Raw genomic sequence first — 21,159 nt, 5'->3', positions numbered from 1 at the left:
AATAGCGGATACTGCATATGTAATTAGTGTAGTGTCTACTCACTACGGAATACCGGGTATAGTGGCAGCAATTTCTTTGTTACTTCTACCTCACTCAGCGGTTGAACTCCCTTCATATGCCGTAGCAGTCGGTGCTGGAACTTACACAGTAATCAATTGGAGGGACTGGAAAAGATCTTTGCTTACATACATAATCATCCCAGTCGAACTCTTCTTTGCTGCTATAATAGAATCTTCTTTGTTTTATGTTCCTAATCCATTTATAATGTGGGTGGCTGCAATTCCCGTATTAATAGGTATCTATTTCTTATACGAGAAGATCCAAAAGTACGCTGATAAAGTTAGCATTGCTACTCAAGTAGGTTATTTAGGATTTAGAAATACCCAGCACTATTATACCAATCAATTTTTCTCTTTGTATAAAGATACGTGGAACAGGGGAAACATGTATGAAACCCAAGGACAACTACAAGCTGCAATAGATAATTACTGGTCAGCGATACTTTACTTACTTGACGCTATGGCAGTTAAACTGAACTTACCATATACTACTAAGGAGGATTTATACAGAATTGTGCAAATAATCTCAAATTACTATCCTAATGTTATGATGTTGTTTAACAAGGTACAAACAGATTTTCAAGTAATTAGAGATCCGCTACTGATAAGCGATTTGAAATATCTGGCTACACTTCTAGAAAATTCGTATTTTAATCCGACAATTCGACCATGATGGGTAAGTGGTCTGAGCCCTCAATTTTTAAGACTTGAAAATCTACAATCTTTGGAGCTAGTTCTTCAGACACAAGGCAGTAGTCTATTCTCATAGCCTTCCACTTAAACTTGTAACTCCTCCAAGTATATTCCATTCTTGATGTCTTTTCCGCACAGTCCACGAAACCCTTTTTAATAAAGTTGTTCAACCATTCTCTTTCCTGAGGTGTTAAGCCAGGCTCAGTTTCGTCCCAAAAGCTGGAGTCCTTCTTACTTCTAACTGCATTGAAATCTCCACAAATGATCACTGACCTGTTTTCCCTAAGCCTCAGTGCGTAGTTCTCAATAGCGTTATCGAACTTAATCTTAAAATCTAGTCTAACAAGCCCGTCTCCTGCTCTCGGAAAATAAGCGTTTATTATGTAAAATTTTTGGAACTCTAGCGTAAGAACCCTCCCCTCCGAATCAAATTCCTCTATTCCTAAACCTTTTATCACGGATAGTGGTTTTGGCTTACTTATGCTCATAACTCCGCTATATCCCTTCTTCTTTGAAGGAAAGGCTAAAATGTTTAATCCAGATATAAGAAGGTCTAGAGGTACGTCGTTAGAGCGTATTTCTTGAAGGAGAATCACGTCATAGTCTTTTACAATTTTTTCGAGGGCTCCCTTTCTAGTTATTGCCTTCAGGCCATTAACGTTCCACGATACGATCTTCAACTTGTTAAAACTAAACTTATAATGTATAAAAGTTCTACTTCACTGGAATAAGGTATTTTATCGTTTAGTTCGATAAGATTTAATGTGAGAAGATATTACTATAGCGGTGACCTATCAATTATCTTCTTAGTAATTGCGGTAATAACCGGTTTTGTAGGCTCGCTTTTCATGTTATTCATTTCTCCCTTCCTAGTCGGTAGGTTCATTGCCCTAGGGCTTTTTGTAGACGATATTATATCAGCACTCTTTATGATGAGGACTGAATTAAGAAGAGCAGCTATGATAATTTTGTTAGGTGCTGTTGTGTCTACGGTCTTATACTCTATACTTGATCTAGATAGTAATCCGTACCTGCTCGTTCTATTAGTATTTCCGGCTCTCGGCGTTATCATAAGTTCCACACAAAGTGTGTTAAAAGGAGCCATAGTTCTAAGCGCAATAACAGTACTTTTCTCTTTTGCAGAATTCCTCGCATTTTTAGGGAGCATTTTTGGACTTTCGATAATTAACTATACAGTCTTTCCTCTAACTTGGAGTGGGCTGTTCATTTTAGCTAGTCTATATCCTCTTCGAGAGAAAAGCTACATAGGCCACCCAAAAATCGGAAATAAGAAGAAGAGTGGAAGTAAGAAGGGAAGTACGAAGCCAAGGATACTAAAGACTATAACTTTTGTAATAAACCCTCCAGATGCCCAAGTCATTGTTAACATTAACGATAAACCCCACTTGGTTAAAGGTAGCATTAAGATTAATTCGGACTCCCCAGTAAAGTGGTATGTAGAAAACGTTAAACTTCCTAACGGTGTTCTCCTAATTCCCGAGATAAGGGAAGGTATTGCAAATCCCTCAGACGTGGTAAAAATCAATATGATCCCCATAGACCTAAAGAACTGGGATCCCAACTATTGGGTAAACAAAAACCTTTACAACTACAAGGTACTCGATGTAGTGGGGACCGGTGGAAACTCTTACATATTAAAAGCAGAATTGAATGGAAAATATTACGCTATAAAGATACCTAAGATGTCTGATCAGACTTTTACTTCGTATTCCCCACTTTCCTCCTTCTTAGACTTTGCGGCTGAAGCGTCTAACTTGATAAATTTGAGCAAAGACGATAGGTTGGTAAAACTTTATGCAATTAACGTAGATTCAAACGTTGTTGAAAATATTGAAAAAGGTGACGTGGAAGCTTACCTTAACTCTCCCCCCATGATCGTTATGGAGTACTTAGAGGGAGGTACTCTGATGGACTTAATGAAAAACCCCAACTTATTTAACAGCAGGTACTGGAAATATATTGTTTACGTTATAATAAAAGAAACAATCTTAGCCTTAAACTATATTCACTCTCAAGGTTACGTCCATCTGGATATTAAGCCGCAAAACATTTTCTTTTCTAGAAAATTAAGCGGAGGAGGTGAACAAGTTTATAATCTACTTAAGAGTTCAAAAGGAGTGATTAAACTAGGAGACCTGGGTAGTGCGGTGAGAGTAGGGGGAAAGATCAAACAGATCACCGTGGAATATGCTCCACCAGAACAGCTTGAGTTCTCGATTAGGGGAATTGGCGCAGATTCCCGAATAGATGTGTTCTCTTTAGGAATGACCATGTATGTGGCATTAACTGGATATAATAATAGACCTGATATAAAAGTCCTGAGCGATGCAGTAGACCTTTATAATCAAGGAAAAATAAGGGAGGCATTAACATATGTTCATAACGCAAAAAGATTGTTGTCATATAACTGGATAAATATAAACGCAGAACCCGATGTTCAGGCGATTTTAAGGAGGGCATTATCACCAGACCCTCTGAATAGACCTTCATTAAACGAGTTTGTCTCCGTGTTGATTAGGTATATAGTTTAAATCGAGTTTAAATTATCATCACAGTAGATTATACTTTCATAATTAAAATTATATATTAAGTAGATTTTATAAAGTTTTAAACTAATGTTATACTATGTCAAAAGGAAATTATAATTCAATTGCGGATATTTTAAGAGTATTAGACAACAAGAAAGTCAACAGATTTTATTGGATTATAACGATATTGGTAGCTATAGGAGGATATTCTCAGCTTTAGATATTATTGCATTAGTATTCATAATAATGTTCGTTCCTGAGACTAAGGGAATGTCTCTCGAGGAAGTAGTTAGAATGTTCGAAATAGTGCCGTTGAGTAAGATGAGTCGCGGAAGGGAGATAGTAATGGAAGAGAATAGGCAGGTAAAGGCTAAGTGATCCTCTAGCTGAGTTGGGACAGAAGACCTAGTATAAATATAAAGGTAATACTACTCCAATAGACCACGTTTTGAAATGAGTTGTTTTTATATTCTCCCATAATTCTTGGATTATTTGCAAGAATTCCCATAACTAAGGCGGGACCTAGAAGGATTATTACGAAAAGTGAGAGCAAGTTTAATACTACATTTCCTAACATATCTTTTGGGACTAGTAAAGTTACTAATAGTGCCGGAACACTTTCTATCAAGTATAACTTATATGACTTATTTCTAGGAATTCCAAGGGCTTCTGCAGTACCCCATGCACTCCCTAGAGATATTACGACTAAAGCTAGAAAACCGGCTCCCAGTAAGCCTAACCCGAAGAAATAAGGGGAATAAGACCCTGCTATCGAGGAAAACACCCTAGCTAAGTCGCTAGGTGAATAAATGTTCGTAGAATCGGGTATCCCAGTTGAAGCCATTTCAACCATTACCATTAAGAACTCCGTAATTACGCTACCGATAATCGTCTCTATTCTCATAAACTTAAGCGCAAGTTTCCTCTCAAAACCTTCCAATGAAGCCAACTTTTCTGCAGTGGCTGAAGCTTGAAAGAACAACATGAACGGCATTATTACTGCCCCTGCGTTAGCAGCCAGAAAAAAGAAATAGTTTGGAGTAGGTTCGAAATAAAAGATAGAGCATGATGGTTCTACTCCTCTGACGGCTAGTGTTAAAGCAAAACCTAATATTAGTGTAGTGGATATGGCTATTAGGATTTTTTCCGTCACTATATATTTTCTCTTTATGATAATCAACAAGTGAAGGATAAATGCTATAGGAATACCTATAATTAGTGGTACTCCTAGCATAGACATACCTATACCTATCCCTATATATTCTACAATATACGTGATTATGTCCGTTAAAAACATGGGTAATGCTATGAATATTGAAATCTTTTTATTGTAGTTCTCTCTTACCAGTTCACCTAAGCCTTTCCCAGTAGCTATGCCTATTCTTCCAGAGACCTCCTGAATTATGAAAAGAGGCACGGAAAGCAAAAGGAGGAACCATACAAATTTATAACCGTAGGACATTCCAGTCTCTACAGCGCCAATAGTACTACTCGCGTCCATGTCAGCCATCATCACCAACCAAGCTGGTCCGAAGAACTTCAGGAAGTTTATAAAATTACGACTTGTCGTAATTGATTTACGACCCATCGTAAGTAAATTAATTCTAGGAATAAAAAGTTTTGTCGATATGTTAAACAACTAGTCTAAAAAGGGTTACAAGGATTAGAAGATGAAGCAAGAATATAGAAGTGAAAAAGAAATATTTATCTAGATTCAATATAAATTCAAATCCCAGCTTCCTTCTTTAACTGATTTAACTTCTCTATGTCTGCTAATATATCTTTTAATTTGTCTGATAATTCAGGCATTGATTTCATCTGATCTACTAACTGTAGTAGTTGATCCCAAACCTCTTTCATGAAGACTTGAGGATAGTATCTGTGTAACGTCATTATCGACAATACTACACTAAGTTTCATGGCTATTCCCTTCTGGCTTAGTAATGCTTCGTTCTCGGCCAGAAGAGTATTAAGATTGTCTATTAAATCCATAATGTAAGGTTTCATGTCGTTAAATTGCCTCTCCCCAGGCTTCATGAGTTCCTCTGACATTTCGTATCACAAATTGATTTTATTAAAAAAGATTTAAATTATTTTCCATTTAACATTGACTTTAATGCTTCTGGTGAGAGTATCTTTTAGAGGACACCTCCTCTCTGATTCATCTAAGACTTTCTGTAATAATTCCTTATTTTCGGCACTAACTTCTATTTCGTAATTTATCTCCAAGAAGCCCGGAGGAATATTAGGATCTCCTTGAAAGCCTTTAGGATCTAAAGTTCCTTCTATATACCCCTTTAAACTATTGAGCTTTAGGTTTTTCTCCCTTGCTATATAGTATACTGTTAACATTAAACAAGATAATGCTGATGATAGCAATATCTCCTCAGGCGTTGGATAATCTGAGCCTAAAAGCCCTATTTTCAGCTCTGTGTTATCGCTGGTAATTTTCACGTGGTCTCCTTCTAGCTCCCCTTCAGCTGTAAAGGTCATCATGATAGGATCCCCAAGTCCTTAAGTATAGCAAGGTCGATCGAGTAGTCTAAGTACATTTGAGTTTTTTCCTCAGGGGTTAAGGTTCTGCCGAGTGCTTCTTCCTGCTTCTCAATTTCTTGTGTTATTACGGTGCTTATATTTACCTCAAGGGGCGGTTTATTGACCTTAAATGTATAGTAAATATTTACCAAGAGTTCATACATTCTTTTTGACATATATAACACGTAATCATCAATTACAGGGATTAGCCTCCCTTCTTCCTCAATCATCTTTCCACGGAAGTAAGGTCTCCATGTTAGCATAGCTTTTTTCACTGTTTCCCAAGAAGGGGGAAACCCCTTGTATTCGGAAGAATCAGGTACCTCTACTACCTTGTAAGTCTTTCCTCCTATGTCTATCTCTCCAACGATCTCTAATTCAAGATTTCCAACTTTTACTTTCATAGGAGTAAAATTTTTTTCTTTTTTAATATAATTTATGATTGATGGCTATGATGGTTACGCAAGAAAAGGTTGAAGAAGAAAATCCTGCAATGGAGTGTTATAAACCGGAGGCTATGTGGAAGTACATTACAGTAGAGGAGTGTTTTAGGGCTCATGGTGTGAACCCACAGAGGGCTAAATGATGTTAGTAAAAGACATAATGACTACTTCGGTATTCAAGGTTTCGAAGGATACGACTACTGAAAAAGCTCTTCAAATAATGCTTGAAAATAACATAAGGAGGTTACTGGTTGACGAGGACGGAATAATAACAATTAGGGATTTAATATATAGCTGGAAAGATCTAAAGACCCCCGTCGAAAAAATAATGTCAAGAGACCTCCTTTTTATTACACCTACTTCTCCGATAAAAGAGGCTTGCAGGATAGTTACGTCCGAAGGTGTAGGCTCGTTAGTAGTTGGAGATGGTGCTAGAATAGAGGGAATAGTCACTGAGAGGGATCTAATCAGGCATTGTAAAGTTGAGTCTAACGCAAAAGTGGGGGACATAATGAATGTCGACCCAATAATCGCTACACCAGATAGTGAGTTATCGGAGATAGTAGAGGTCATGAAATCCTACTGGAAGAGACACGCTGTGGTAGTGGACGGTAAAAAACCCGTAGGAGTGATCTCCGCTAAGGATATAGCTAGGGCATTACTAGCTAAGAAAACATTGAAGGGAGTGAAAGCTTACGATTTTATGTCAATAACCGTTTACAAAGTTACTCCCGACTCCAGTGCGGAAACAGCAAGGCTCTTAATGGCTGAAAAAAACATAGGCTTCTTACCAGTTATAGATCCCGTTTCTCTCTTGGGAAGTCTAAGTGAAAGAGAATTATTAGCTGTTATGTCAATTTAATTTTTAATCTTTTTTAATCATATTACTTCTTGGACTTCAGGTTTTCTAATTAGTTCCTCCATTGCGTTTATTAGGTCGTCGCTTGTAAACCCGAAAATTGCTGGTTTTTTCTCCTCAAACATTTTCCTTATTACCTCTTGATATTTGGTCACTTCCACACCCTTGAGCTTATCCTCTAACTCCTCAATGAACCCTTTAGGTGACATGACGAAGAAATCTCCAGATATCGATATTTCATCTATCTTCTTGTTCACTATTTTTACTGTTAACCTGATCAGTTTCCTTGCCTTATAGTCTACGTGACAGAGAGCTACAGTGTTGTTTATCTTAACACATCTTTCGGTCTTAAGCTCTGGATGTCTATTGTCCTTGTAGTATATCCACTCCTCGTTCATCTTTTCTCTTGCAAGTTTTTCCCATAACTGTATTTCCTCAGGTGTCAAAGTAGCGTCTTCGAATTTTATGTTAAGCCATTTTTCGAACTCCTCTTTTAACCTCTTATTTATCTCATCCCTTGGAGGAATATAACCGATTTCCTTCTCTATACTAGTCAGCCATTCGCTCATTTCCTTTGCCATCTTATCCCTGAATTTTTCTGAGGGCACTTTTACGCACTTGCTGATCAGGTCTACATCGAGGTGTAGCAATATATTGCCAGTGACTACTACCGCCTTATCGTAAGTCATAGCACCGTTCCCGCTTATCTTTTTTCCATTTACAACAATATCCTGATCTTTTAACTCAGCCTTTATACCATAAGACCTTAATACGTTCACTACGGGTGTTAGATATTTTTCGTAGAGAGCTTTTGGCGTACTCGGTGCTTCTTCAGCTCTCACTACTACAAAATAGTCGTGCTCACCGGGTGTTATTACTACTGTGCCTCCTCCAAGGTCTCTCCTTATTACTGGTATTTCCATCTTCTTAGTGAACTCAAGGTTAACTTCTAACCATACTTCCTGATGAACTCCAACATTTACGAAGGGTTTATCGGCATAAAAAACAAGGAGTGTATCTTTTCCTCCCCTAGAGACGTAATCAGCTACCGAGACAAAGGACGTAACCATGTGGTAGCCGTCTTGGGGAGGTAATACTATGAACCTCCAACTCATTTCACAGCCTCTTGCACTGCAATTTTTCGGAGTTTATCAACTCAGTTAGTTTGCTTACAGCAGCAGAGCCGGTAACTAACTGTTTTAACTCCTCAGGATTATTTATCTTCATCTTAACTAGCCAACCTTTGCCGTAAGGATCTTGATTAACGATCACTGGACTCTTCTCAACTTCTTGGTTTACGTCTATGATCTCTCCGGATACTGGAGCTGGTACTGGACCGGCCCACTTTCCGCTCTCCATAGTAGCAACTGGTTTACCTTTTTCAATTTTGGTGCCCTTCTTCTTTAGCCTGACTTTCACTACTTTTCCTGCCATGGTCTGGGCAATGTCGGTTATACCTACAACAATTGTGTCTGTTCCTTCTTGTTTAGCCCATACGGTGTTTTTCCCTTCAATATAATAAAGTAGGTTCTCAGGTAACTCACAGTTCGAAACATTTGCCATTTAAGACCCTCTTTACTATCTCTGGTGGAAATAATAAAAATGTTTTGCTTTAGATAAAGGAAAAGTAATTTAAGTCAAAAATTGATAAAAATTATCTTCATCTCACGACTCTACTGGACACGTAGCCTCGCATTTACGTTTCTTATTTGCTCGTTATTACCTTGCACCTAGAAAAAAGTATAAATCAAATGCTATATACAAAATGACTACCGCCAGTGTTGTAAATTAGGAGACACCTGTAATTACTTTGCTCACAATATTTCGTCTCTATGCTTCAAACAGTATTCTCTGTATCGTCGTCCGCCAAACTTTCGTCACTTTCGATAAATAAGTCCGCGTTGATGTAAACGGGTTAAAGTCACAAGTAAGACGTTTCTCTTTGAGTTTGTGTATCTTTCGAGTTCTTCAAGGATGAGACAACCCCTGTTGCTTAGATAGACGAGAATTAGTTGTGCTAACGTCATCTTTTCCTTAATTTCGCTCATACGTTTTATAAGATTAATAAAATGTTAAATACCTTACCAAGGTCAAAAAATCAATTTTCTAACCCCGAGACCCCCTACGATTAACATTTTGTTTATACTAACTCCATCATCGTCAGAGCTTGCTGCTGCAAGTAAAAAATGCGGGATCCACACAAGGTTAAAGTTATTAGCTTTAAAGTACAGTAAAGTATAAGGCGTGGTCAGCTCGTAACGGGCTCATCATGCGTCAGCCCGCCGTGCCTCATCATCTGACCCCGCCATATACCATATTGTACTTTCACATATTTTATCTTTGGTACATTGTGGTACAATAGGGTTTTTATATTCAAGTACAATAAAGTATATTGAGGTAAAATGCCCAGACCCGGCTATAAATCAGTATATTTCCCAGATGAAGAGTTGTGGAAGAAGATAGTTGATGAGGCTGAGAAAAGGAAAGTAAGCGTTTATGAAGTGCTGAAGGACGCTTTTGAGTGTTATATGAAGGAAAAGGAAGGAAATAGAACGAGTTTAGAAGAAATAGTTAAGGAACTGCAAGAATTGAAGAGGAGGGTAGAGGAGTTGGAGAGGAAGGTTAAATAGAATTTTTTCCTCAGTAAACTGGGGAGTTTATACATTTTTTCTAATGAGAATAGAAAGGCGGGTTCCCATATATGCGCTTATACTGCTTACATAACAATTTTTCAAAATTCGATAAGAAGAAACTCTATTAGCACATTATTTTAATAACCTCTGTGAGAAGTTTATATATATGAAGACTGTGAAGAAAGGGGAAGACACTTTTGTTGAATTCAGTGACTTTAGTGAAGTAAGGGAAGTATTTGAGGAGGCCATTAAAGAAATTGAAGAAAAAGAAAAGGCTAACGTCCGTAGACCTTCTTATGAGACCCAATCTCCCAAATGAATACTATACAGTTTTTTGAATCAACGCTGTAAAGTATCCTTATATCTCCAGTAACCTCAATGGAGAACATTGGGTTCCCGTATTTATCTGTTCCGAGTTTCTCCCTAGCATACTTGAATGGATCTTCATTCATTAACTCTAATTTTTCAAGAATAAGCCTTAGAAGTTTCGATTGAGGGAAATTCCTTTTTAACCATCCTATGAACTCTTTTCTATCCATCTCATTTTTAACTAAAAATCTGAAAGTCCACCTCTCGCAAACCACATTAAAAGATTTAGAAAATGTATTTAAAAATCTTTTTCTATCTTTTTTCGTATATTATCTCGTTAGAAATAATAGTTGTAATGATAAATATGTAGTTATATTGCTACAAACAACATTAGCATCCCCAGGCTAACTCAGTAACTCCTTTAGTTTCTGTTTCTCTTCATCAGACAGAGAGTTCACAAGCTCTTGAATCTGATTGATTTTTCGTTTTTCTTCTATGTTTTTAACAAATTCTTTTAGTATCAGTATGAACTCCTCGAGTTCTTCTTCATTTAATGAATTGATTAGGACAGCTATTGCAGAAATTAACCCCGCTCCTGCTCCTACCTTCTTTGTGATTAATTTTATTAGAGCGTCTGTCATCTTTTCTCACTCCTTCTTTAGAGTTTTCGCGAATTCTGCAAATTTCGGGTCAGTGATGAGTTTGTTAATTTCAGCAAAAATTTTTATACCGTTAATTATATCACAGCAGTTATGAGAATCTTAGGGAGGTAATACTAAGAAGTCGGTATTAGCGAGAAGTTTTTAATTTTAGACGTCGTCCCACTGAAAAGATGAAAATGTCAAAGCGGAAGGGACAGGTAGAGTACGCTAAGGAGAAGCTGGTCAAGGCGGTCAACCAAGTTCTGGGCGTGATCAGGAGGAACGGGAGGAGCAGGAAGGTCGGGTTGGCACTCGCCTTGATGGTCCTGCTAGGTGGGAGGACCAGCGTGAAGAATGCTGCTGAGACGTTCGGGTTGGACTACGCAAACCTGCTGGAGGCGTTGGGGGAACTCGAAGACGCGTGGAGGGACTACTTGAAGGTCCTGTCGGGGCTGGCGAAGGGTGAGGTTGTTGTCATCATAGACTACACCGTGGACCACAAGGAGTACTCCCGGGGGAAGGACGTGAGCCCCCACGGAAACTACTGGATCTACTGCCACACCCACGGGAGGTTCGAGAGGGTCAAGCTCCTCACGGTCGCCATAGTGGACCTCTCCACGGGCAGGGCGTTCATGGTGGGGGCCTTCCCCTACGCCGTGAGGAAGATGTTGGATTTGGGGATGGTCAACGAGTTCAAGACCAAGATCGAGATGGCCAGGGAGATATTGGACGTGCTCAAGGGGTACTTCCGCGTGTCTAGGGTAGTCTTCGACTCGTGGTACTGGTCGGAGAAGCTCGTGAAGGACAACGTGGTGTCTGAGCTCAAGTCCAACCAAGCTCAGGGTTGAGTCGGCCCAGGGGACCCTCGAGGAGGTGGAGGGACACCTCCGAGTGGGATACCCCCCGGAGTCTACTACGCCGACTTGACCTTGGGAGACCGAGTGATTACGGTAAAATTGTTAGTCCAGGAATATAAAGGTGACTCCGGGACACACGTCAGATACCTCTACACGACCGATCTCTCGCTCAGTGAGGAGGAGATCGAGGAGGCATGGAAAATGAGGTGGGAGATCGAGGAGCTCCACAGGGACGTCAAGGCCCTTGGACTGGAGGACTCTTCGTTCTGGAGGAGAGAGAGGCTTCAGGGTTACCTCACGATCTTCACCATCATGGTCAACGTCGTCAGGGAGCTGGTGGGGGCACTTAACCTGAGGAGCGTGGAGGCGTTCCTCAGGTTCGTTGAACGTTATTTAGGTGGACCGCCGGGGCTGATGAAAATCTTTAAGTTACGTTAAAGTCCCATAACTGCTGTATTAATCTCGTTTTCGAGATACCTGTATAACGTACTTACATTTATTCCTAGTTTTTTGGCTAGTTCTGTTTTTCCTAATTTTTCCGAAGCTTTTTGCAGTATTTTTATCCTTTTTTCTCTATCGAGTTTCGTTGGGTCGAGTTTCATATAAACAATAGTTACTTTGTAGCTATTGAGCGTTTTGCATTTTTTGCCTACAACCTTGCAATTACGTCTTCATAAAGAGAATAAAAAAAAAAACGTTATTTTTACGGCGTAAAAAAATCTAAATTGAGACTCTACTGGTCTCAGCTTCAAATAATTTAGACACTTCTCGTAATTTCTTAAATTTCTTTTCGTCGTACTTTCCCTTGATCTTGATTATCCAAGCATCATATGGCTTTTCGTTTAATAGAGCAGGGTTTTTTACAACAGATTCGTTAACTTCAACTATCTCTCCCTCAACTGGAAGCCTGAATTTACCTACCCATTTTGCTGACTCTAACGTGAACACTACTGTTCTTGGATTAACCTTTTCTCCTTTACTCCTTGTAGACACTTCGAATATCTTACCCGCCATATATTGTCCTAGAGACGTTATACCTACCGTAATCACGTCACCTTCCGCTTTAATCCACACATGTTCCTCTGGGTAATAAAGTAGGTCTTCGGGGAACTCAAAACCGTTTATATTCATACCAAAATAAAAACAAAAATATTAACTTATTAACTTTCATTAATACAAGTTATGAACTTCGTCATATGGCTTGACGGGGTAGTTCTCAAAGTCGACTTGACAGATGTCTTGTATCGCAAGTATAAGGGAGAAAAAATAGAAGGGTTAGAGGTTACTACGGAAGTTTTCCCCGACTGGTATCCCTTTTTAGAGAAGTTGAGGCAAAAAGTTAGTAATGATAAAATAGTATTTCTTTCCCCTTACGACAAAGAGACGACTAAGAAGGTTATGGAAAGTCTAGCCATTGCTAACTTTAGCTATGTAAGTAACGACGACGGAATAACTAAACCGAGCAAGATCCCCTATAAGGCATTGTTTAATATGACAAGATGGGATCCGATGGAGACAATGACGATAGGTTCATCACCCCTAGACCTTTTATCGGCTAGGTTCTTCGACTCAAGGATAAAAGTGGCTTGTGTTAAAAGATTCCAAGACTGTTCAAGATATAGTCCTTATATAATGGCTGATAGTTTAGAAAAGTTATATGAGATTCTAATGAGGTTAAGAAAGCTATGATAGATAAACCGTAGGGTCTTTTATCCTGAGTATCTTAAAAGCCTCTATCCTCTTCCTGCATTGACTACATTGTCCGCAGTGGTATTTGTGTCCTAAGAGGCAGGAGTAAGTTAGTTGTGGATCTAAGCCCGACTGAATCCCTATTTTCAATAGTAACCACTTGGGGAAACCGGCGAAAGGGGTAGAGAGCTTTACGCCGAGAATTTCAGCTAATTCTTTAAGCTTTTTAATCACGTAAAATCTTTCTCTTTCGAATTCACAGTCTTCTTTTACTGTACCGAGTATTACCTCCTCATATCCCCTTTCTTTTGCTAGTGCCAATGCTATTGGAATTATGACAAGGTTTCTGTGAACTATGGGCTCATGGGGTTTAAGCCAGAGTCCCTCTACGAAAGGTCTCCTTACGTGTTTTATGTTTATTTTTATTAACTTCTTGTCCAGTTTTCTACAAATCTCTTTACTGGCTTTTAATTGCATTCTCGCCGATTTCTGCCCGTAGTTGAATATTATACAATCAAAATCTATACCTTTTTTAGAAAGGTAGAAGGCTACGGAGGAAGAGTCTAAGCCTCCGCTCATTAACAGTAATGATTTTCCCATATGTTTTAAATAAGCCCATGAGGAATTAAACATATGTCGCTTGAGAATGAAGCGAAAAAATTAGCTGCAACTTACGCAAGGTGGTTGAGAAAGCCTGAAGACGCTCTCTTTGGAAAGCAGGGAAGGGGTGTCGTAATGATTATTTATGAGAAATTAAAGAGTGCAAAAACTGTTGACGAGATAAGGTCGGTGCTGGATCTTCGTCAATACGAAAGTATGATGGACAAAGCCACTTATAACGATTTACAGAGGTTCATAAATGATCTTTTGACTAAAATCTCAGGAATGCAAGACGAGCAAGCTAGAAATTTTGTTGTAGAAGTCTTCAGATATTTCCAGATCTCTCTATACACTAAGATTGAGGATATTAATAGAGGGATTTGGGGTTAACTTTGGTTTTTTTGATAAAATTTAAATATATCTATTAATAGATATTAAATTATGGAAGTAGAAAGTGAGAAAGTAGTATTACCGTCGGGCAAAGAAGTAAAGTTACTTGACGCTTTATCGTTCTGTTACGACATATCTGACACGGAGTACAAAGTACTCCAAGCTGTAATCGAAAAGAAGACAGCTACAGAGGATGAATTAGTAGAGTCATTGAAGTTGTCTAAAGCATCTATTAATAGAAGCCTAAACAAGCTTGTATCACTTGGATTTATTATCAGGGAAAAAATGCAGTCCTCTAAAGGCGGTAGACCAAAATACGTCTATAAGGCTGTTGAGACACAGCAGCTAGTAGAGCATATCAGGGAAGATTTCGAAAAATGTTCCCAGATGTTTATAAATATTTTGCCTAAGGTTCTACTTTCTTCTCTTGGCACTTGAATACAAATTTTTCAGGACTACTTCTAAACGCTAGCAAACACATTTCCGTGTCGAAATAGTATGCTATCTCATTATAGGTCTCTTTGTAAGGAGAGCATTCGGCCTCAAACAGTCTGTTACAAACCGGACAAATGACTTTCATGGGGTTTAGTTAGTTCGACAATATTTTTAAGTTTTTAACTCAATCTTACAAACTATGGAGATAATAGACGCTACTTCAGCTGAATGCCCCGAACCTTTCATGAAAACCGTGGCTAAGCTAATGGGGATGAAAGAAGGTGCAGTAAAAGTAATGTTTAAAGATCCAAAATGTGTGGACATGATAACCGAAGCCGTTAAGTTAATGGATTGTAAGATTGTGGAGAACACCAATAAGGATGGAGTATATACGATGGTCATTGAGAAGACTAGTAGCAGTAAAGAATTAAAGGACGTTAAAGTCGGAGGTTGCTAAAGGTTTACAATTCTTTTCACTTTAGAACAATATAAATAGCCGTTTTTTCTATTTGAAGAAATATTTAAATAAATTAAAAAAGTTATTTTCCTAAGCATGGATTCTTTTAGGTTCATCGTGGAGAGAGGACCGCAAGACCTAATACTTGCTGGCGAAGAGGCGTTATTAGAGTCAGTAAGTAATGGTGCCCCCCCAATACTGCGCTTCGTTATATTCGACCCCACAGCCGTGCTTATAGGCTATCATCAGGCGGTAGAGCAAGAAGTGAATATTAATGAGGTGAAAAAAAGAGGTTGGGACATAGGAAGAAGACCTACTGGTGGAGGAGCTATAATAATGGGAAAAGACCAACTGGGCTGGGAGATTTATGCTGACGGTTCGCTATTAGGAGGTTCCCCAGAAAACGCGATAAAGAAAGGCGCTGAAGGAGTAATAAAAACACTTCAGAAGTTAGCGATTGACGCAAATTTCAGGCCTAAGAATGACGTAGAAGTCAAGGGGAAAAAGATATCTGGGATAGGTGCATTCTCAATAGGTAAATATATTGCAGTGACAGGGACGATACTCTTAGACTTCGACGCTGAAGCTCTTGTATCTACGTTAAGGCTCACTTCCGAGAAACTGAAAGACAAGCTAGCTAAGGATTTCAAAGAGAGACTAACATGGGTATCAAAGGAACTGGGACGTAGTATCGAAATGAGCGAGTTAATAAGTATAGCAAAGGATAGCTTCTCCGAAGCGTTAGGAGTAAAGTTGGTGGAAGGTCAGTATACTGAGGAAGAGAAGAAATTAATTTCACAATTCAGGTTGAAGTATTCTTCTCCGGATTGGATATATAACCTCAGAAAACCCCTAAGTGGGGATGTGAAGTTTATAGAGAGAAAGTTCCCAGGTGGGCTAGTCAGGTTACAAGCCAAGCTTGCAGGTGAGTCGATAATTGAAAGTGTTTTACTAACCGGAGACTTCTTCGTAGAACCCAGAAGGGCAATCTACGATCTAGAGTCCAGACTTAAGTGGAGTAGAGTGGATGAACTTGAGGAGAACATTAGGGAGTGGTATAAAGGTGTAAAGATTATCGGAATAAGCGAAAACGACCTCATCTCCTTATTTAACGAGGTGTTGAAAAAGTGAGACCCCTATTCTTATATGCACCTGCGCTGAAGAAATATGAAACCGAGTATATGTCCTCTGATCAAGGGTGGAGGATAGTCTCTGTAACTGGAAACGCTTGTGCGTTTAACTGCAAACACTGTAATAAAAGGATCCTCGAGAGCATGGAGGACGCATCTTCGCCTCTCAAGCTCGAAATGCAAATCAAAAAATCGTTAAGTGAAGGGCACAAGGGGCTTATACTCTCAGGAGGTTCTACTAGTAGGGGAGAAGTCCCCATCTGGAAGTTCTCTTCCGTGCTTCAGAAGTACAAAGATAAAATGACTTTTATTGCCCATACTGGAGTCGTAAAAAGCGAAGAAATAGCTCTAAAGTTTAAGGAGGCAGGAGTTAAAATAGCTTTACTTGATATGGTCGCTGATGACGATACTATAAAGGATACACTTGGTCAACCTTTTACGGTTGACGATTACTTGAATTCGTTTAGGTATCTAAAAAAAGCAGGACTAATGGTAGTCCCTCATATCATCGTAGGCTTAAGTAAAAAGGGGGTCGTAAACGAGCTAAACGCTCTGGATATGTTAAAGTACGTAAACCCAGACGCTGTTATAGTTGTCGGGCTCATGCCTCTTTCTTCATCTTTCTCTTTACGACAGCCCGAGCCCGACGAAATGATTCGAGTTATGAAGAAGGCAAGAGATAACTTCTCCATTCCGGTCATGCTCGGGTGTGCAAGACCCAGAGGTAGGAGGTATTTGGAGGTGGAAAAATTTGCAGTAGATTACGAGTTGGACGGAATAGCCTTCCCAGAGGAGGAGACTATAAATTATGCGTTAAGTAAAAGACAAGTTATTTTTAATAATACATGTTGTGCGAATGTAGTTTTTGATATTTTGGGGGTGGTATGATATGTTAAGAATGGTAAGTAGTCCAGATTGGGTAAGGCTAAGTTTCGGAGCAGATATGGTATTAGGTTTTAGTCCAGGTGTTTTTTTACATAATGCTCTAAACACAACAATAAACCTCTTACAGTATTATCCAGATGGCTGTAAGGCTAACTGTGCCTACTGTGGACAAGCTAGAGAAGTATCTCAAGGTCCTGAATGCAAAACACTGATAAGAGTCGAATGGCCTTTAAGGAAACTAGATGACGTTATAAAGAAGATAAAGGAGAGGCAAGGTGATCCTAGGTTCGGATTACAGAGGATATGTGTGGGGCAGTTAGCCCACCCTAAGGCAGCGCAAGACTCAATAGAGATCACGAGGAGAATTAGAGAGGCCGGAATAGAGCTGTCAATATCAGAATTAGTAACCCCTACCTACACGTTCAAACACCACATGGAGGAGATGAGGAAGGCAGGAGGGGATATGATAGATGTAGCAATCGACGCTGCAAGCAAGAGAGTTTTTGACATGACCAGAGGGAAGGAAGTCAGAAGTATGCATAGTTGGGATAGGTATCTTAAGGGTATTGATGAGGCTGTAGAAGTATTCGGTAAAGGAAATGCAGGGATACATCTGATAATAGGATTAGGTGAGACTGAAAAGGAAGCTGTTGATATAATGTGGTATGCTCATCAAAGAGGGGCAAAGATTACATTATTCGCCTTTTACCCAGAACAAAATACGTTAATGGAGAAGAGAAAACCCGTACCAGTGAACGTGTATAGAAGGATACAGCTTGCAAGATGGCTTATCGAAAACGATCTCGTAACGTATTCCGACTTTGTATTCGACGAAAACGAGAGGTTGATAGATATCAATATACCTTCCGACTTGAGTATTGACGATATAGCACCAGCTTTTATGACTTCAGGTTGTCCAGGCTGTAATAGACCTTATTCTAATGAGAGACCCACGATGGAGTTCAGAAACATTCCTTGGTATCCGTCAAGAGAGATGGCAATTAAAGCTTTAAGGCAGTCTAAGCTAGACAACGTAATAAAAGCGCTAGAACGAAAGTAGAATGTACATAAAAAGGGGGTCTTTAATCAGTTTTTTCTCAAGCGGTTTCCCTTCTCATGTTAGGGGTAAAGCTATAGACTTAAGTTCACCGGATCAAAGAACTTTTTTCTCACCGTTCAATGGAAAGCTCCTTAGAGCCGAAAAATTCTTTATAGGGAGACCTAACAAATACGTTAAGTCCAATTACGATTATATGCTCACTTTCTTGATTAAGGATAAGAAGATTAAGGTATTACACGTAGAGCCAATAATTAATGAGGGAGAGGAAGTTAAGGAAGGACAAGTAATAGGGTATTTTGTTAACTCCCCTTACACTGGAGGAGACTTTTTACACGCCCATATCGAGGGAGTAACATTTAAGTTCCGCAAGGTGTCCGATTACAAAGAGTCGAGACGTGGAAAAGTCGTTTTAGTTACCGAGAATTATTTCGATGTGGAGGTAGAAGATTACGCGTCAGCGGGTAATCTCCACGGTGTGGGTTGTTGTGGAGGACTACTTAACACCAGTTACCCGTATGCTTGTTACGGGGGGATTATAGGCGGTTTTAATGGTCAACTCTCCTTTTTCAGTATAAATTTAGGCAGACCCGTGAACTTTAGGAAAAAGAATGTAGTTCTCTTTGAAGGAAAGAGGGGGTTAATCAAAACGTGGGAACAAAAGGCATCGTTTAAGATCCTAGCTAATCAACCCGTCTGTGGTAAAGCGTTTTTTGAAGCTGTGTTATCCTACGGTGGAAAACCGAGGATAAGGTTTTTTAGAAAATACAACGGAGATTTAGGGGATAGAATTGACCTCGGAGAAATTATTAGGTATTATATGGGATGATAGGTTCAGGGACATATCGTTTTCTCACCACATGATAAGGGATATTTCTAAAGAGAGAATTAGGAGGTTCATAGAAATAGCGAGAAGAAAACTCCAGTTCGTAGAAATTAAACCTGAGTTAGCTACCTTAGACGATCTCCTCGAGATACACTCGAAGGATTACATCAATAGGCTTAAAGAAGTCAGTGCTTTGCCATATTCTGGATATTTGGATGGAGGGGACACTATTCATTACCCTGGTATATTTGAGGACGTATTACTTGTGCTTGGTGCCTCGAAGACTGCGTTAAAGTTTTCCTCATATATAGATTTTATTTACGTCCCACTCGGCGGTTTCCATCACGCTACGTACTCCGGACCAATGGGTTTCTGTCCTATAAACGACGTAGCTTATCTTGTTTTTCAACTACTTAAAAGAAAGGAAAAAGTGGCAATAATAGACGTTGACGCCCACCACGGTAATGGGCTTCAGGAGTATTTGTATGATAAGCCCGTGTTGAAACTAAACATCTTTGCTTACGACGGCAAGTTTTTCCCTGGTACTGGAAGGGTTGAGGAGAGGGGAGAGGGAGAGGGAAAGGGGCTTAATTATAATTTTCCGTTACCTCTTAGATCGGGAGACGATGTATTCGAAATAGCGTTGAGAATTCTCGACATAGTTGAGGAATATGACCCGTCTTATATTGTTGTGATCTCTGGGGTAGACGGTCATAAGGATGACGGGCTTAAGTCACTGGAGTTGACGTGTAATTCGTATAACCTTTTGGGCTTGAAAGTAAGAAGGTTGGCTAAAAGTGCTAAAGTTATTGGATATGGTGGAGGGGGATATGGGAAGATGTCCTCCGAATGTATGGTGAGTTTCCTAGTTGGTCTCAGTGGTAAGAAAGAAGAGCTAGAAACTCCTACAATCTCAGATCTAGAGAATATAAAAAAAGCTAAAGAGACTTTATCTCTCCTCTTATCCTTCCCTCAGCACTTTACCTAAATCTTCAGCCAGTTTCAACATTGCACCTAAAGCGTAACTTGTGTCCTTGTTACCTAAGGCACCTACCAATCCGAACGTTCCTACAGGCTTCACATTTGGTAATTCTTGTACCCACTTCTTCATTGCTATGCCCATCTTCTGCATTAAAGCTAATATAGCGTCCACGAATTGCGGATCACCGAACACCTCAAATAACTTCATCATCTTATCGATAACTCCTGCCTTCTGTAACTCAGCCATCCTTTCAAGCAACGATAACATTGAGGTGAAATCGACTTGTGTGAGTAGTTTTACAGTTTTTTCGCTCGTTAATTGTTTTATAACTGGGGATAGGGCTATTAGAGCACTAAGTGTTGCATCAATATCAATCGTCTCTAATAGTTTGAGGGTCTTCTCACCCGTTAGTTTTTGTAATAATGGGATCGATCTCTCGGCTACTGTGAGTAGTGAGTCTACGTCTAGTGATTGTAGTATTTTTAGCGCCTTGTCACTTGTCATTTTTTGCATTAGTGGCATTAGTTTTTCTGTTGCGTCGAGTAGTGCGTCAACATCGAGTGATTGTAGGAGGGATAGAGCTTTATCACTTGTTAGTTTTTCTACCATTGGCCATAGTGCTTGTATTTTTGTTATTTGGTCCATTCCGAATGAGATGAGTGCGTTAATTAAGTCAGCCTTCTGTACAGCATCAAGCAAGTCTATTGACTGCTGAAGCAAGTTTAATAGCATATCTAACTGGCCTTTCTTCTGCATGTCATTGAGGATCGTTGTCGTTTTCATGAGTACTGGCATCAGGCTTTCAGTAGTCTGGAGTAAGGCGTCTATGTCCATACTTTGTAGTGCTTTTAGTGCTTTTTCACTTGTCATCTTTTGCATTAGTGGTAGGAGTTTTTCTGTAGCGTCAAGTAGTGCGTCTACATTGAGTGATTGTAGTATTTTTAGCGCCTTGTCACTTGTCATTTTTTGCATTAGTGGCATTAGTTTTTCTGTTGCGTCGAGTAGTGCGTCAACATCGAGTGATTGTAGGAGGGATAGAGCTTTATCACTTGTTAGTTTTTCTACCATTGGCCATAGTGCTTGTATTTTTGTTATTTGGTCCATTCCGAATGAGATGAGTGCGTTAATT

The 21,159-nt window shown here is 39.4% G+C and carries 29 protein-coding genes and 2 pseudogenes; 16 read left to right on the top strand and 15 right to left on the bottom strand.

Annotated elements, in window-relative coordinates:
- On the top strand, window positions 1-733 hold a 733-nt coding region (locus tag WIW52_RS03825), incomplete at its 5' end, for a stage II sporulation protein M (RefSeq protein ID WP_337708718.1).
- Here the strand turns inward: WIW52_RS03825 and WIW52_RS03820 are convergent.
- Window positions 711-1,433 carry an exodeoxyribonuclease III gene (locus tag WIW52_RS03820; protein ID WP_337708716.1) on the bottom strand — a complete coding sequence of 241 codons (723 nt, stop codon included), beginning with the start codon at window positions 1,431-1,433 and terminating at the stop codon, window positions 711-713. The two genes, WIW52_RS03825 and WIW52_RS03820, sit on opposite strands and share 23 nt — an antisense overlap.
- A gap of 84 nt (window positions 1,434-1,517) precedes the next feature.
- Here WIW52_RS03820 and WIW52_RS03815 point away from each other — a divergent pair, with 84 nt between their 5' ends.
- Both WIW52_RS03815 and WIW52_RS03810 read left to right on the top strand, forming a co-directional pair.
- Window positions 1,518-3,305: a serine/threonine-protein kinase gene (locus WIW52_RS03815; RefSeq protein WP_337708714.1), complete on the top strand. Its 1,788-nt coding sequence runs from the start codon at window positions 1,518-1,520 to the stop codon at window positions 3,303-3,305.
- Between the two features lie 168 nt (window positions 3,306-3,473).
- A complete protein-coding gene (locus tag WIW52_RS03810; protein WP_337708713.1) occupies window positions 3,474-3,680 on the top strand; it encodes a hypothetical protein in 207 nt (68 codons plus the stop codon).
- A gap of 4 nt (window positions 3,681-3,684) precedes the next feature.
- Here the strand turns inward: WIW52_RS03810 and WIW52_RS03805 are convergent, their stop codons facing one another.
- The 4 genes from WIW52_RS03805 to WIW52_RS03790 all read right to left on the bottom strand — a co-directional run bounded on the left by WIW52_RS03805 (window position 3,685) and on the right by WIW52_RS03790 (window position 6,241).
- The gene (locus WIW52_RS03805) at window positions 3,685-4,890 is read right to left on the bottom strand and encodes an NRAMP family divalent metal transporter (RefSeq protein WP_337708712.1); all 1,206 of its coding nucleotides are present in this window, start codon (window positions 4,888-4,890) and stop codon (window positions 3,685-3,687) included.
- Between the two features lie 137 nt (window positions 4,891-5,027).
- Window positions 5,028-5,354 (bottom strand): hypothetical protein, encoded by a 327-nt coding sequence (locus tag WIW52_RS03800; RefSeq protein WP_337708711.1) that lies wholly within the window; start codon window positions 5,352-5,354, stop codon window positions 5,028-5,030.
- A 33-nt stretch (window positions 5,355-5,387) separates the two neighbouring features.
- Window positions 5,388-5,798, bottom strand: a complete 411-nt coding sequence (locus WIW52_RS03795) for an OsmC family protein (RefSeq protein WP_337708710.1) — start codon at window positions 5,796-5,798, stop codon at window positions 5,388-5,390.
- Entirely contained in the window at window positions 5,795-6,241 is a 447-nt protein-coding gene (locus tag WIW52_RS03790) for a hypothetical protein (protein WP_337708709.1), read from the bottom strand. The genes WIW52_RS03795 and WIW52_RS03790 overlap by 4 nt, the downstream gene beginning before the upstream one ends.
- A gap of 41 nt (window positions 6,242-6,282) precedes the next feature.
- Here WIW52_RS03790 and WIW52_RS03785 point away from each other — a divergent pair, with 41 nt between their 5' ends.
- Window positions 6,283-6,423: a hypothetical protein gene (locus WIW52_RS03785; protein WP_337702329.1), complete on the top strand. Its 141-nt coding sequence runs from the start codon at window positions 6,283-6,285 to the stop codon at window positions 6,421-6,423.
- Window positions 6,420-7,142, top strand: coding sequence for a CBS domain-containing protein (locus WIW52_RS03780; protein ID WP_337708708.1), 723 nt, complete (start codon window positions 6,420-6,422; stop codon window positions 7,140-7,142). Before WIW52_RS03785 ends, WIW52_RS03780 begins: the two co-directional genes overlap by 4 nt.
- 17 nt (window positions 7,143-7,159) lie before the next feature.
- Here WIW52_RS03780 and WIW52_RS03775 read toward each other — a convergent pair whose 3' ends face one another.
- The 3 genes and pseudogenes from WIW52_RS03775 to WIW52_RS03765 all read right to left on the bottom strand — a co-directional run bounded on the left by WIW52_RS03775 (window position 7,160) and on the right by WIW52_RS03765 (window position 9,166).
- Window positions 7,160-8,254 (bottom strand): lipoate--protein ligase, encoded by a 1,095-nt coding sequence (locus tag WIW52_RS03775; protein WP_337708706.1) that lies wholly within the window; start codon window positions 8,252-8,254, stop codon window positions 7,160-7,162.
- A 1-nt stretch (window position 8,255) separates the two neighbouring features.
- A complete protein-coding gene (locus WIW52_RS03770) occupies window positions 8,256-8,702 on the bottom strand; it encodes a glycine cleavage system protein H (protein WP_337708704.1) in 447 nt (148 codons plus the stop codon).
- 251 nt (window positions 8,703-8,953) lie between these two features.
- Window positions 8,954-9,166: pseudogene (locus WIW52_RS03765) on the bottom strand (DNA-binding protein).
- Between the two features lie 375 nt (window positions 9,167-9,541).
- Here WIW52_RS03765 and WIW52_RS03760 point away from each other — a divergent pair.
- A complete protein-coding gene (locus WIW52_RS03760; protein ID WP_337700557.1) occupies window positions 9,542-9,769 on the top strand; it encodes a hypothetical protein in 228 nt (75 codons plus the stop codon).
- Window positions 9,770-10,047: 278 nt separating this feature from the next.
- On the opposite strand, the gene WIW52_RS03755 is transcribed toward WIW52_RS03760, so the two are convergent.
- The gene (locus WIW52_RS03755) at window positions 10,048-10,311 is read right to left on the bottom strand and encodes a type II toxin-antitoxin system RelE family toxin (protein ID WP_443295511.1); all 264 of its coding nucleotides are present in this window, start codon (window positions 10,309-10,311) and stop codon (window positions 10,048-10,050) included.
- Between the two features lie 174 nt (window positions 10,312-10,485).
- Window positions 10,486-10,722 carry a hypothetical protein gene (locus tag WIW52_RS03750; RefSeq protein ID WP_337708700.1) on the bottom strand — a complete coding sequence of 79 codons (237 nt, stop codon included), beginning with the start codon at window positions 10,720-10,722 and terminating at the stop codon, window positions 10,486-10,488.
- 197 nt (window positions 10,723-10,919) lie between these two features.
- On the opposite strand from WIW52_RS03750, the pseudogene WIW52_RS03745 reads away from it, so the two are divergent.
- Window positions 10,920-12,017 (top strand): annotated as a pseudogene (locus tag WIW52_RS03745) (transposase).
- On the opposite strand, the gene WIW52_RS03740 reads toward WIW52_RS03745, so the two are convergent.
- Both WIW52_RS03740 and WIW52_RS03735 read right to left on the bottom strand, forming a co-directional pair.
- Window positions 12,014-12,181, bottom strand: a complete 168-nt coding sequence (locus WIW52_RS03740) for a helix-turn-helix domain-containing protein (RefSeq protein ID WP_337708698.1) — start codon at window positions 12,179-12,181, stop codon at window positions 12,014-12,016. The pseudogene WIW52_RS03745 and the gene WIW52_RS03740 overlap by 4 nt on opposite strands.
- Window positions 12,182-12,299: 118 nt before the next feature.
- Window positions 12,300-12,710 carry a glycine cleavage system protein H gene (locus WIW52_RS03735; RefSeq protein WP_337708696.1) on the bottom strand — a complete coding sequence of 137 codons (411 nt, stop codon included), beginning with the start codon at window positions 12,708-12,710 and terminating at the stop codon, window positions 12,300-12,302.
- 51 nt (window positions 12,711-12,761) lie between these two features.
- Between WIW52_RS03735 and WIW52_RS03730 the strand changes: the two genes are divergently transcribed.
- Complete coding sequence (locus WIW52_RS03730) at window positions 12,762-13,268, top strand: HAD family hydrolase (protein WP_337708694.1); 507 nt, start codon at window positions 12,762-12,764, stop codon at window positions 13,266-13,268.
- Here WIW52_RS03730 and WIW52_RS03725 read toward each other — a convergent pair.
- Window positions 13,263-13,868 (bottom strand): 7-cyano-7-deazaguanine synthase, encoded by a 606-nt coding sequence (locus tag WIW52_RS03725; RefSeq protein ID WP_337708692.1) that lies wholly within the window; start codon window positions 13,866-13,868, stop codon window positions 13,263-13,265. The genes WIW52_RS03730 and WIW52_RS03725 overlap by 6 nt on opposite strands.
- A 33-nt stretch (window positions 13,869-13,901) precedes the next feature.
- Here WIW52_RS03725 and WIW52_RS03720 point away from each other — a divergent pair, with 33 nt between their 5' ends.
- Together WIW52_RS03720 and lrs14 are read left to right on the top strand one after the other, a co-directional pair.
- Window positions 13,902-14,258, top strand: coding sequence for a hypothetical protein (locus WIW52_RS03720; protein WP_337702316.1), 357 nt, complete (start codon window positions 13,902-13,904; stop codon window positions 14,256-14,258).
- Window positions 14,259-14,309: 51 nt separating this feature from the next.
- Entirely contained in the window at window positions 14,310-14,696 is a 387-nt protein-coding gene (gene lrs14, locus WIW52_RS03715; protein ID WP_337708690.1) for an HTH-type transcriptional regulator Lrs14, read from the top strand.
- On the opposite strand, the gene WIW52_RS03710 is transcribed toward lrs14, so the two are convergent.
- Window positions 14,665-14,838 (bottom strand): hypothetical protein, encoded by a 174-nt coding sequence (locus WIW52_RS03710; RefSeq protein ID WP_337702312.1) that lies wholly within the window; start codon window positions 14,836-14,838, stop codon window positions 14,665-14,667. The two genes, lrs14 and WIW52_RS03710, sit on opposite strands and share 32 nt — an antisense overlap.
- Window positions 14,839-14,892: 54 nt before the next feature.
- Here WIW52_RS03710 and WIW52_RS03705 point away from each other — a divergent pair, with 54 nt between their 5' ends.
- The 6 genes from WIW52_RS03705 (at window position 14,893) to WIW52_RS03680 (ending at window position 20,036) form a co-directional block, all read left to right on the top strand.
- Entirely contained in the window at window positions 14,893-15,150 is a 258-nt protein-coding gene (locus tag WIW52_RS03705; protein WP_337702310.1) for a sulfurtransferase TusA family protein, read from the top strand.
- Window positions 15,151-15,246: 96 nt separating this feature from the next.
- Window positions 15,247-16,281 (top strand): lipoate--protein ligase family protein, encoded by a 1,035-nt coding sequence (locus WIW52_RS03700; protein WP_337708688.1) that lies wholly within the window; start codon window positions 15,247-15,249, stop codon window positions 16,279-16,281.
- A complete protein-coding gene (locus WIW52_RS03695; protein WP_337708686.1) occupies window positions 16,278-17,168 on the top strand; it encodes a radical SAM protein in 891 nt (296 codons plus the stop codon). The genes WIW52_RS03700 and WIW52_RS03695 overlap by 4 nt, the downstream gene beginning before the upstream one ends.
- A 1-nt stretch (window position 17,169) precedes the next feature.
- Entirely contained in the window at window positions 17,170-18,225 is a 1,056-nt protein-coding gene (locus tag WIW52_RS03690) for a radical SAM protein (RefSeq protein WP_337708683.1), read from the top strand.
- 1 nt (window position 18,226) lies between these two features.
- Window positions 18,227-19,051 carry a hypothetical protein gene (locus WIW52_RS03685; protein ID WP_337708681.1) on the top strand — a complete coding sequence of 275 codons (825 nt, stop codon included), beginning with the start codon at window positions 18,227-18,229 and terminating at the stop codon, window positions 19,049-19,051.
- Window positions 19,008-20,036: a histone deacetylase family protein gene (locus WIW52_RS03680; RefSeq protein ID WP_443295509.1), complete on the top strand. Its 1,029-nt coding sequence runs from the start codon at window positions 19,008-19,010 to the stop codon at window positions 20,034-20,036. The genes WIW52_RS03685 and WIW52_RS03680 overlap by 44 nt, the downstream gene beginning before the upstream one ends.
- Here the strand turns inward: WIW52_RS03680 and WIW52_RS03675 are convergent.
- On the bottom strand, window positions 20,010-21,159 hold a 1,150-nt coding region (locus WIW52_RS03675), incomplete at its 5' end, for a DUF1641 domain-containing protein (protein ID WP_337708679.1). The two genes, WIW52_RS03680 and WIW52_RS03675, sit on opposite strands and share 27 nt — an antisense overlap.

The sequence above is a fragment of the Stygiolobus sp. RP850M genome, from assembly GCF_037389295.1.
GTDB lineage: Archaea > Thermoproteota > Thermoprotei_A > Sulfolobales > Sulfolobaceae > Stygiolobus.
This window is presented reverse-complemented; position numbering and strand designations above follow the sequence as displayed.

Excerpts from the sequence above, each read along its gene's own strand:
- WIW52_RS03805 (WP_337708712.1), bottom strand. The coding sequence starts at position 4,890 with ATGGGTCGTAAATCAATTACGACAAGTCGTAATTTTATAAACTTCCTG.
- WIW52_RS03800 (WP_337708711.1), bottom strand. The coding sequence starts at position 5,354 with ATGTCAGAGGAACTCATGAAGCCTGGGGAGAGGCAATTTAACGACATG.
- WIW52_RS03795 (WP_337708710.1), bottom strand. The coding sequence starts at position 5,798 with ATGATGACCTTTACAGCTGAAGGGGAGCTAGAAGGAGACCACGTGAAA.
- WIW52_RS03790 (WP_337708709.1), bottom strand. The coding sequence starts at position 6,241 with ATGAAAGTAAAAGTTGGAAATCTTGAATTAGAGATCGTTGGAGAGATA.
- WIW52_RS03785 (WP_337702329.1), top strand. The coding sequence starts at position 6,283 with ATGGCTATGATGGTTACGCAAGAAAAGGTTGAAGAAGAAAATCCTGCA.
- WIW52_RS03780 (WP_337708708.1), top strand. The coding sequence starts at position 6,420 with ATGATGTTAGTAAAAGACATAATGACTACTTCGGTATTCAAGGTTTCG.
- WIW52_RS03775 (WP_337708706.1), bottom strand. The coding sequence starts at position 8,254 with ATGAGTTGGAGGTTCATAGTATTACCTCCCCAAGACGGCTACCACATG.
- WIW52_RS03770 (WP_337708704.1), bottom strand. The coding sequence starts at position 8,702 with ATGGCAAATGTTTCGAACTGTGAGTTACCTGAGAACCTACTTTATTAT.
- WIW52_RS03760 (WP_337700557.1), top strand. The coding sequence starts at position 9,542 with ATGCCCAGACCCGGCTATAAATCAGTATATTTCCCAGATGAAGAGTTG.
- WIW52_RS03755 (WP_443295511.1), bottom strand. The coding sequence starts at position 10,311 with ATGGATAGAAAAGAGTTCATAGGATGGTTAAAAAGGAATTTCCCTCAA.
- WIW52_RS03750 (WP_337708700.1), bottom strand. The coding sequence starts at position 10,722 with ATGACAGACGCTCTAATAAAATTAATCACAAAGAAGGTAGGAGCAGGA.
- WIW52_RS03740 (WP_337708698.1), bottom strand. The coding sequence starts at position 12,181 with ATGAAACTCGACCCAACGAAACTCGATAGAGAAAAAAGGATAAAAATA.
- WIW52_RS03735 (WP_337708696.1), bottom strand. The coding sequence starts at position 12,710 with ATGAATATAAACGGTTTTGAGTTCCCCGAAGACCTACTTTATTACCCA.
- WIW52_RS03730 (WP_337708694.1), top strand. The coding sequence starts at position 12,762 with ATGAACTTCGTCATATGGCTTGACGGGGTAGTTCTCAAAGTCGACTTG.
- WIW52_RS03725 (WP_337708692.1), bottom strand. The coding sequence starts at position 13,868 with ATGGGAAAATCATTACTGTTAATGAGCGGAGGCTTAGACTCTTCCTCC.
- WIW52_RS03720 (WP_337702316.1), top strand. The coding sequence starts at position 13,902 with ATGTCGCTTGAGAATGAAGCGAAAAAATTAGCTGCAACTTACGCAAGG.
- lrs14 (WP_337708690.1), top strand. The coding sequence starts at position 14,310 with ATGGAAGTAGAAAGTGAGAAAGTAGTATTACCGTCGGGCAAAGAAGTA.
- WIW52_RS03710 (WP_337702312.1), bottom strand. The coding sequence starts at position 14,838 with ATGAAAGTCATTTGTCCGGTTTGTAACAGACTGTTTGAGGCCGAATGC.
- WIW52_RS03705 (WP_337702310.1), top strand. The coding sequence starts at position 14,893 with ATGGAGATAATAGACGCTACTTCAGCTGAATGCCCCGAACCTTTCATG.
- WIW52_RS03700 (WP_337708688.1), top strand. The coding sequence starts at position 15,247 with ATGGATTCTTTTAGGTTCATCGTGGAGAGAGGACCGCAAGACCTAATA.
- WIW52_RS03690 (WP_337708683.1), top strand. The coding sequence starts at position 17,170 with ATGTTAAGAATGGTAAGTAGTCCAGATTGGGTAAGGCTAAGTTTCGGA.
- WIW52_RS03685 (WP_337708681.1), top strand. The coding sequence starts at position 18,227 with ATGTACATAAAAAGGGGGTCTTTAATCAGTTTTTTCTCAAGCGGTTTC.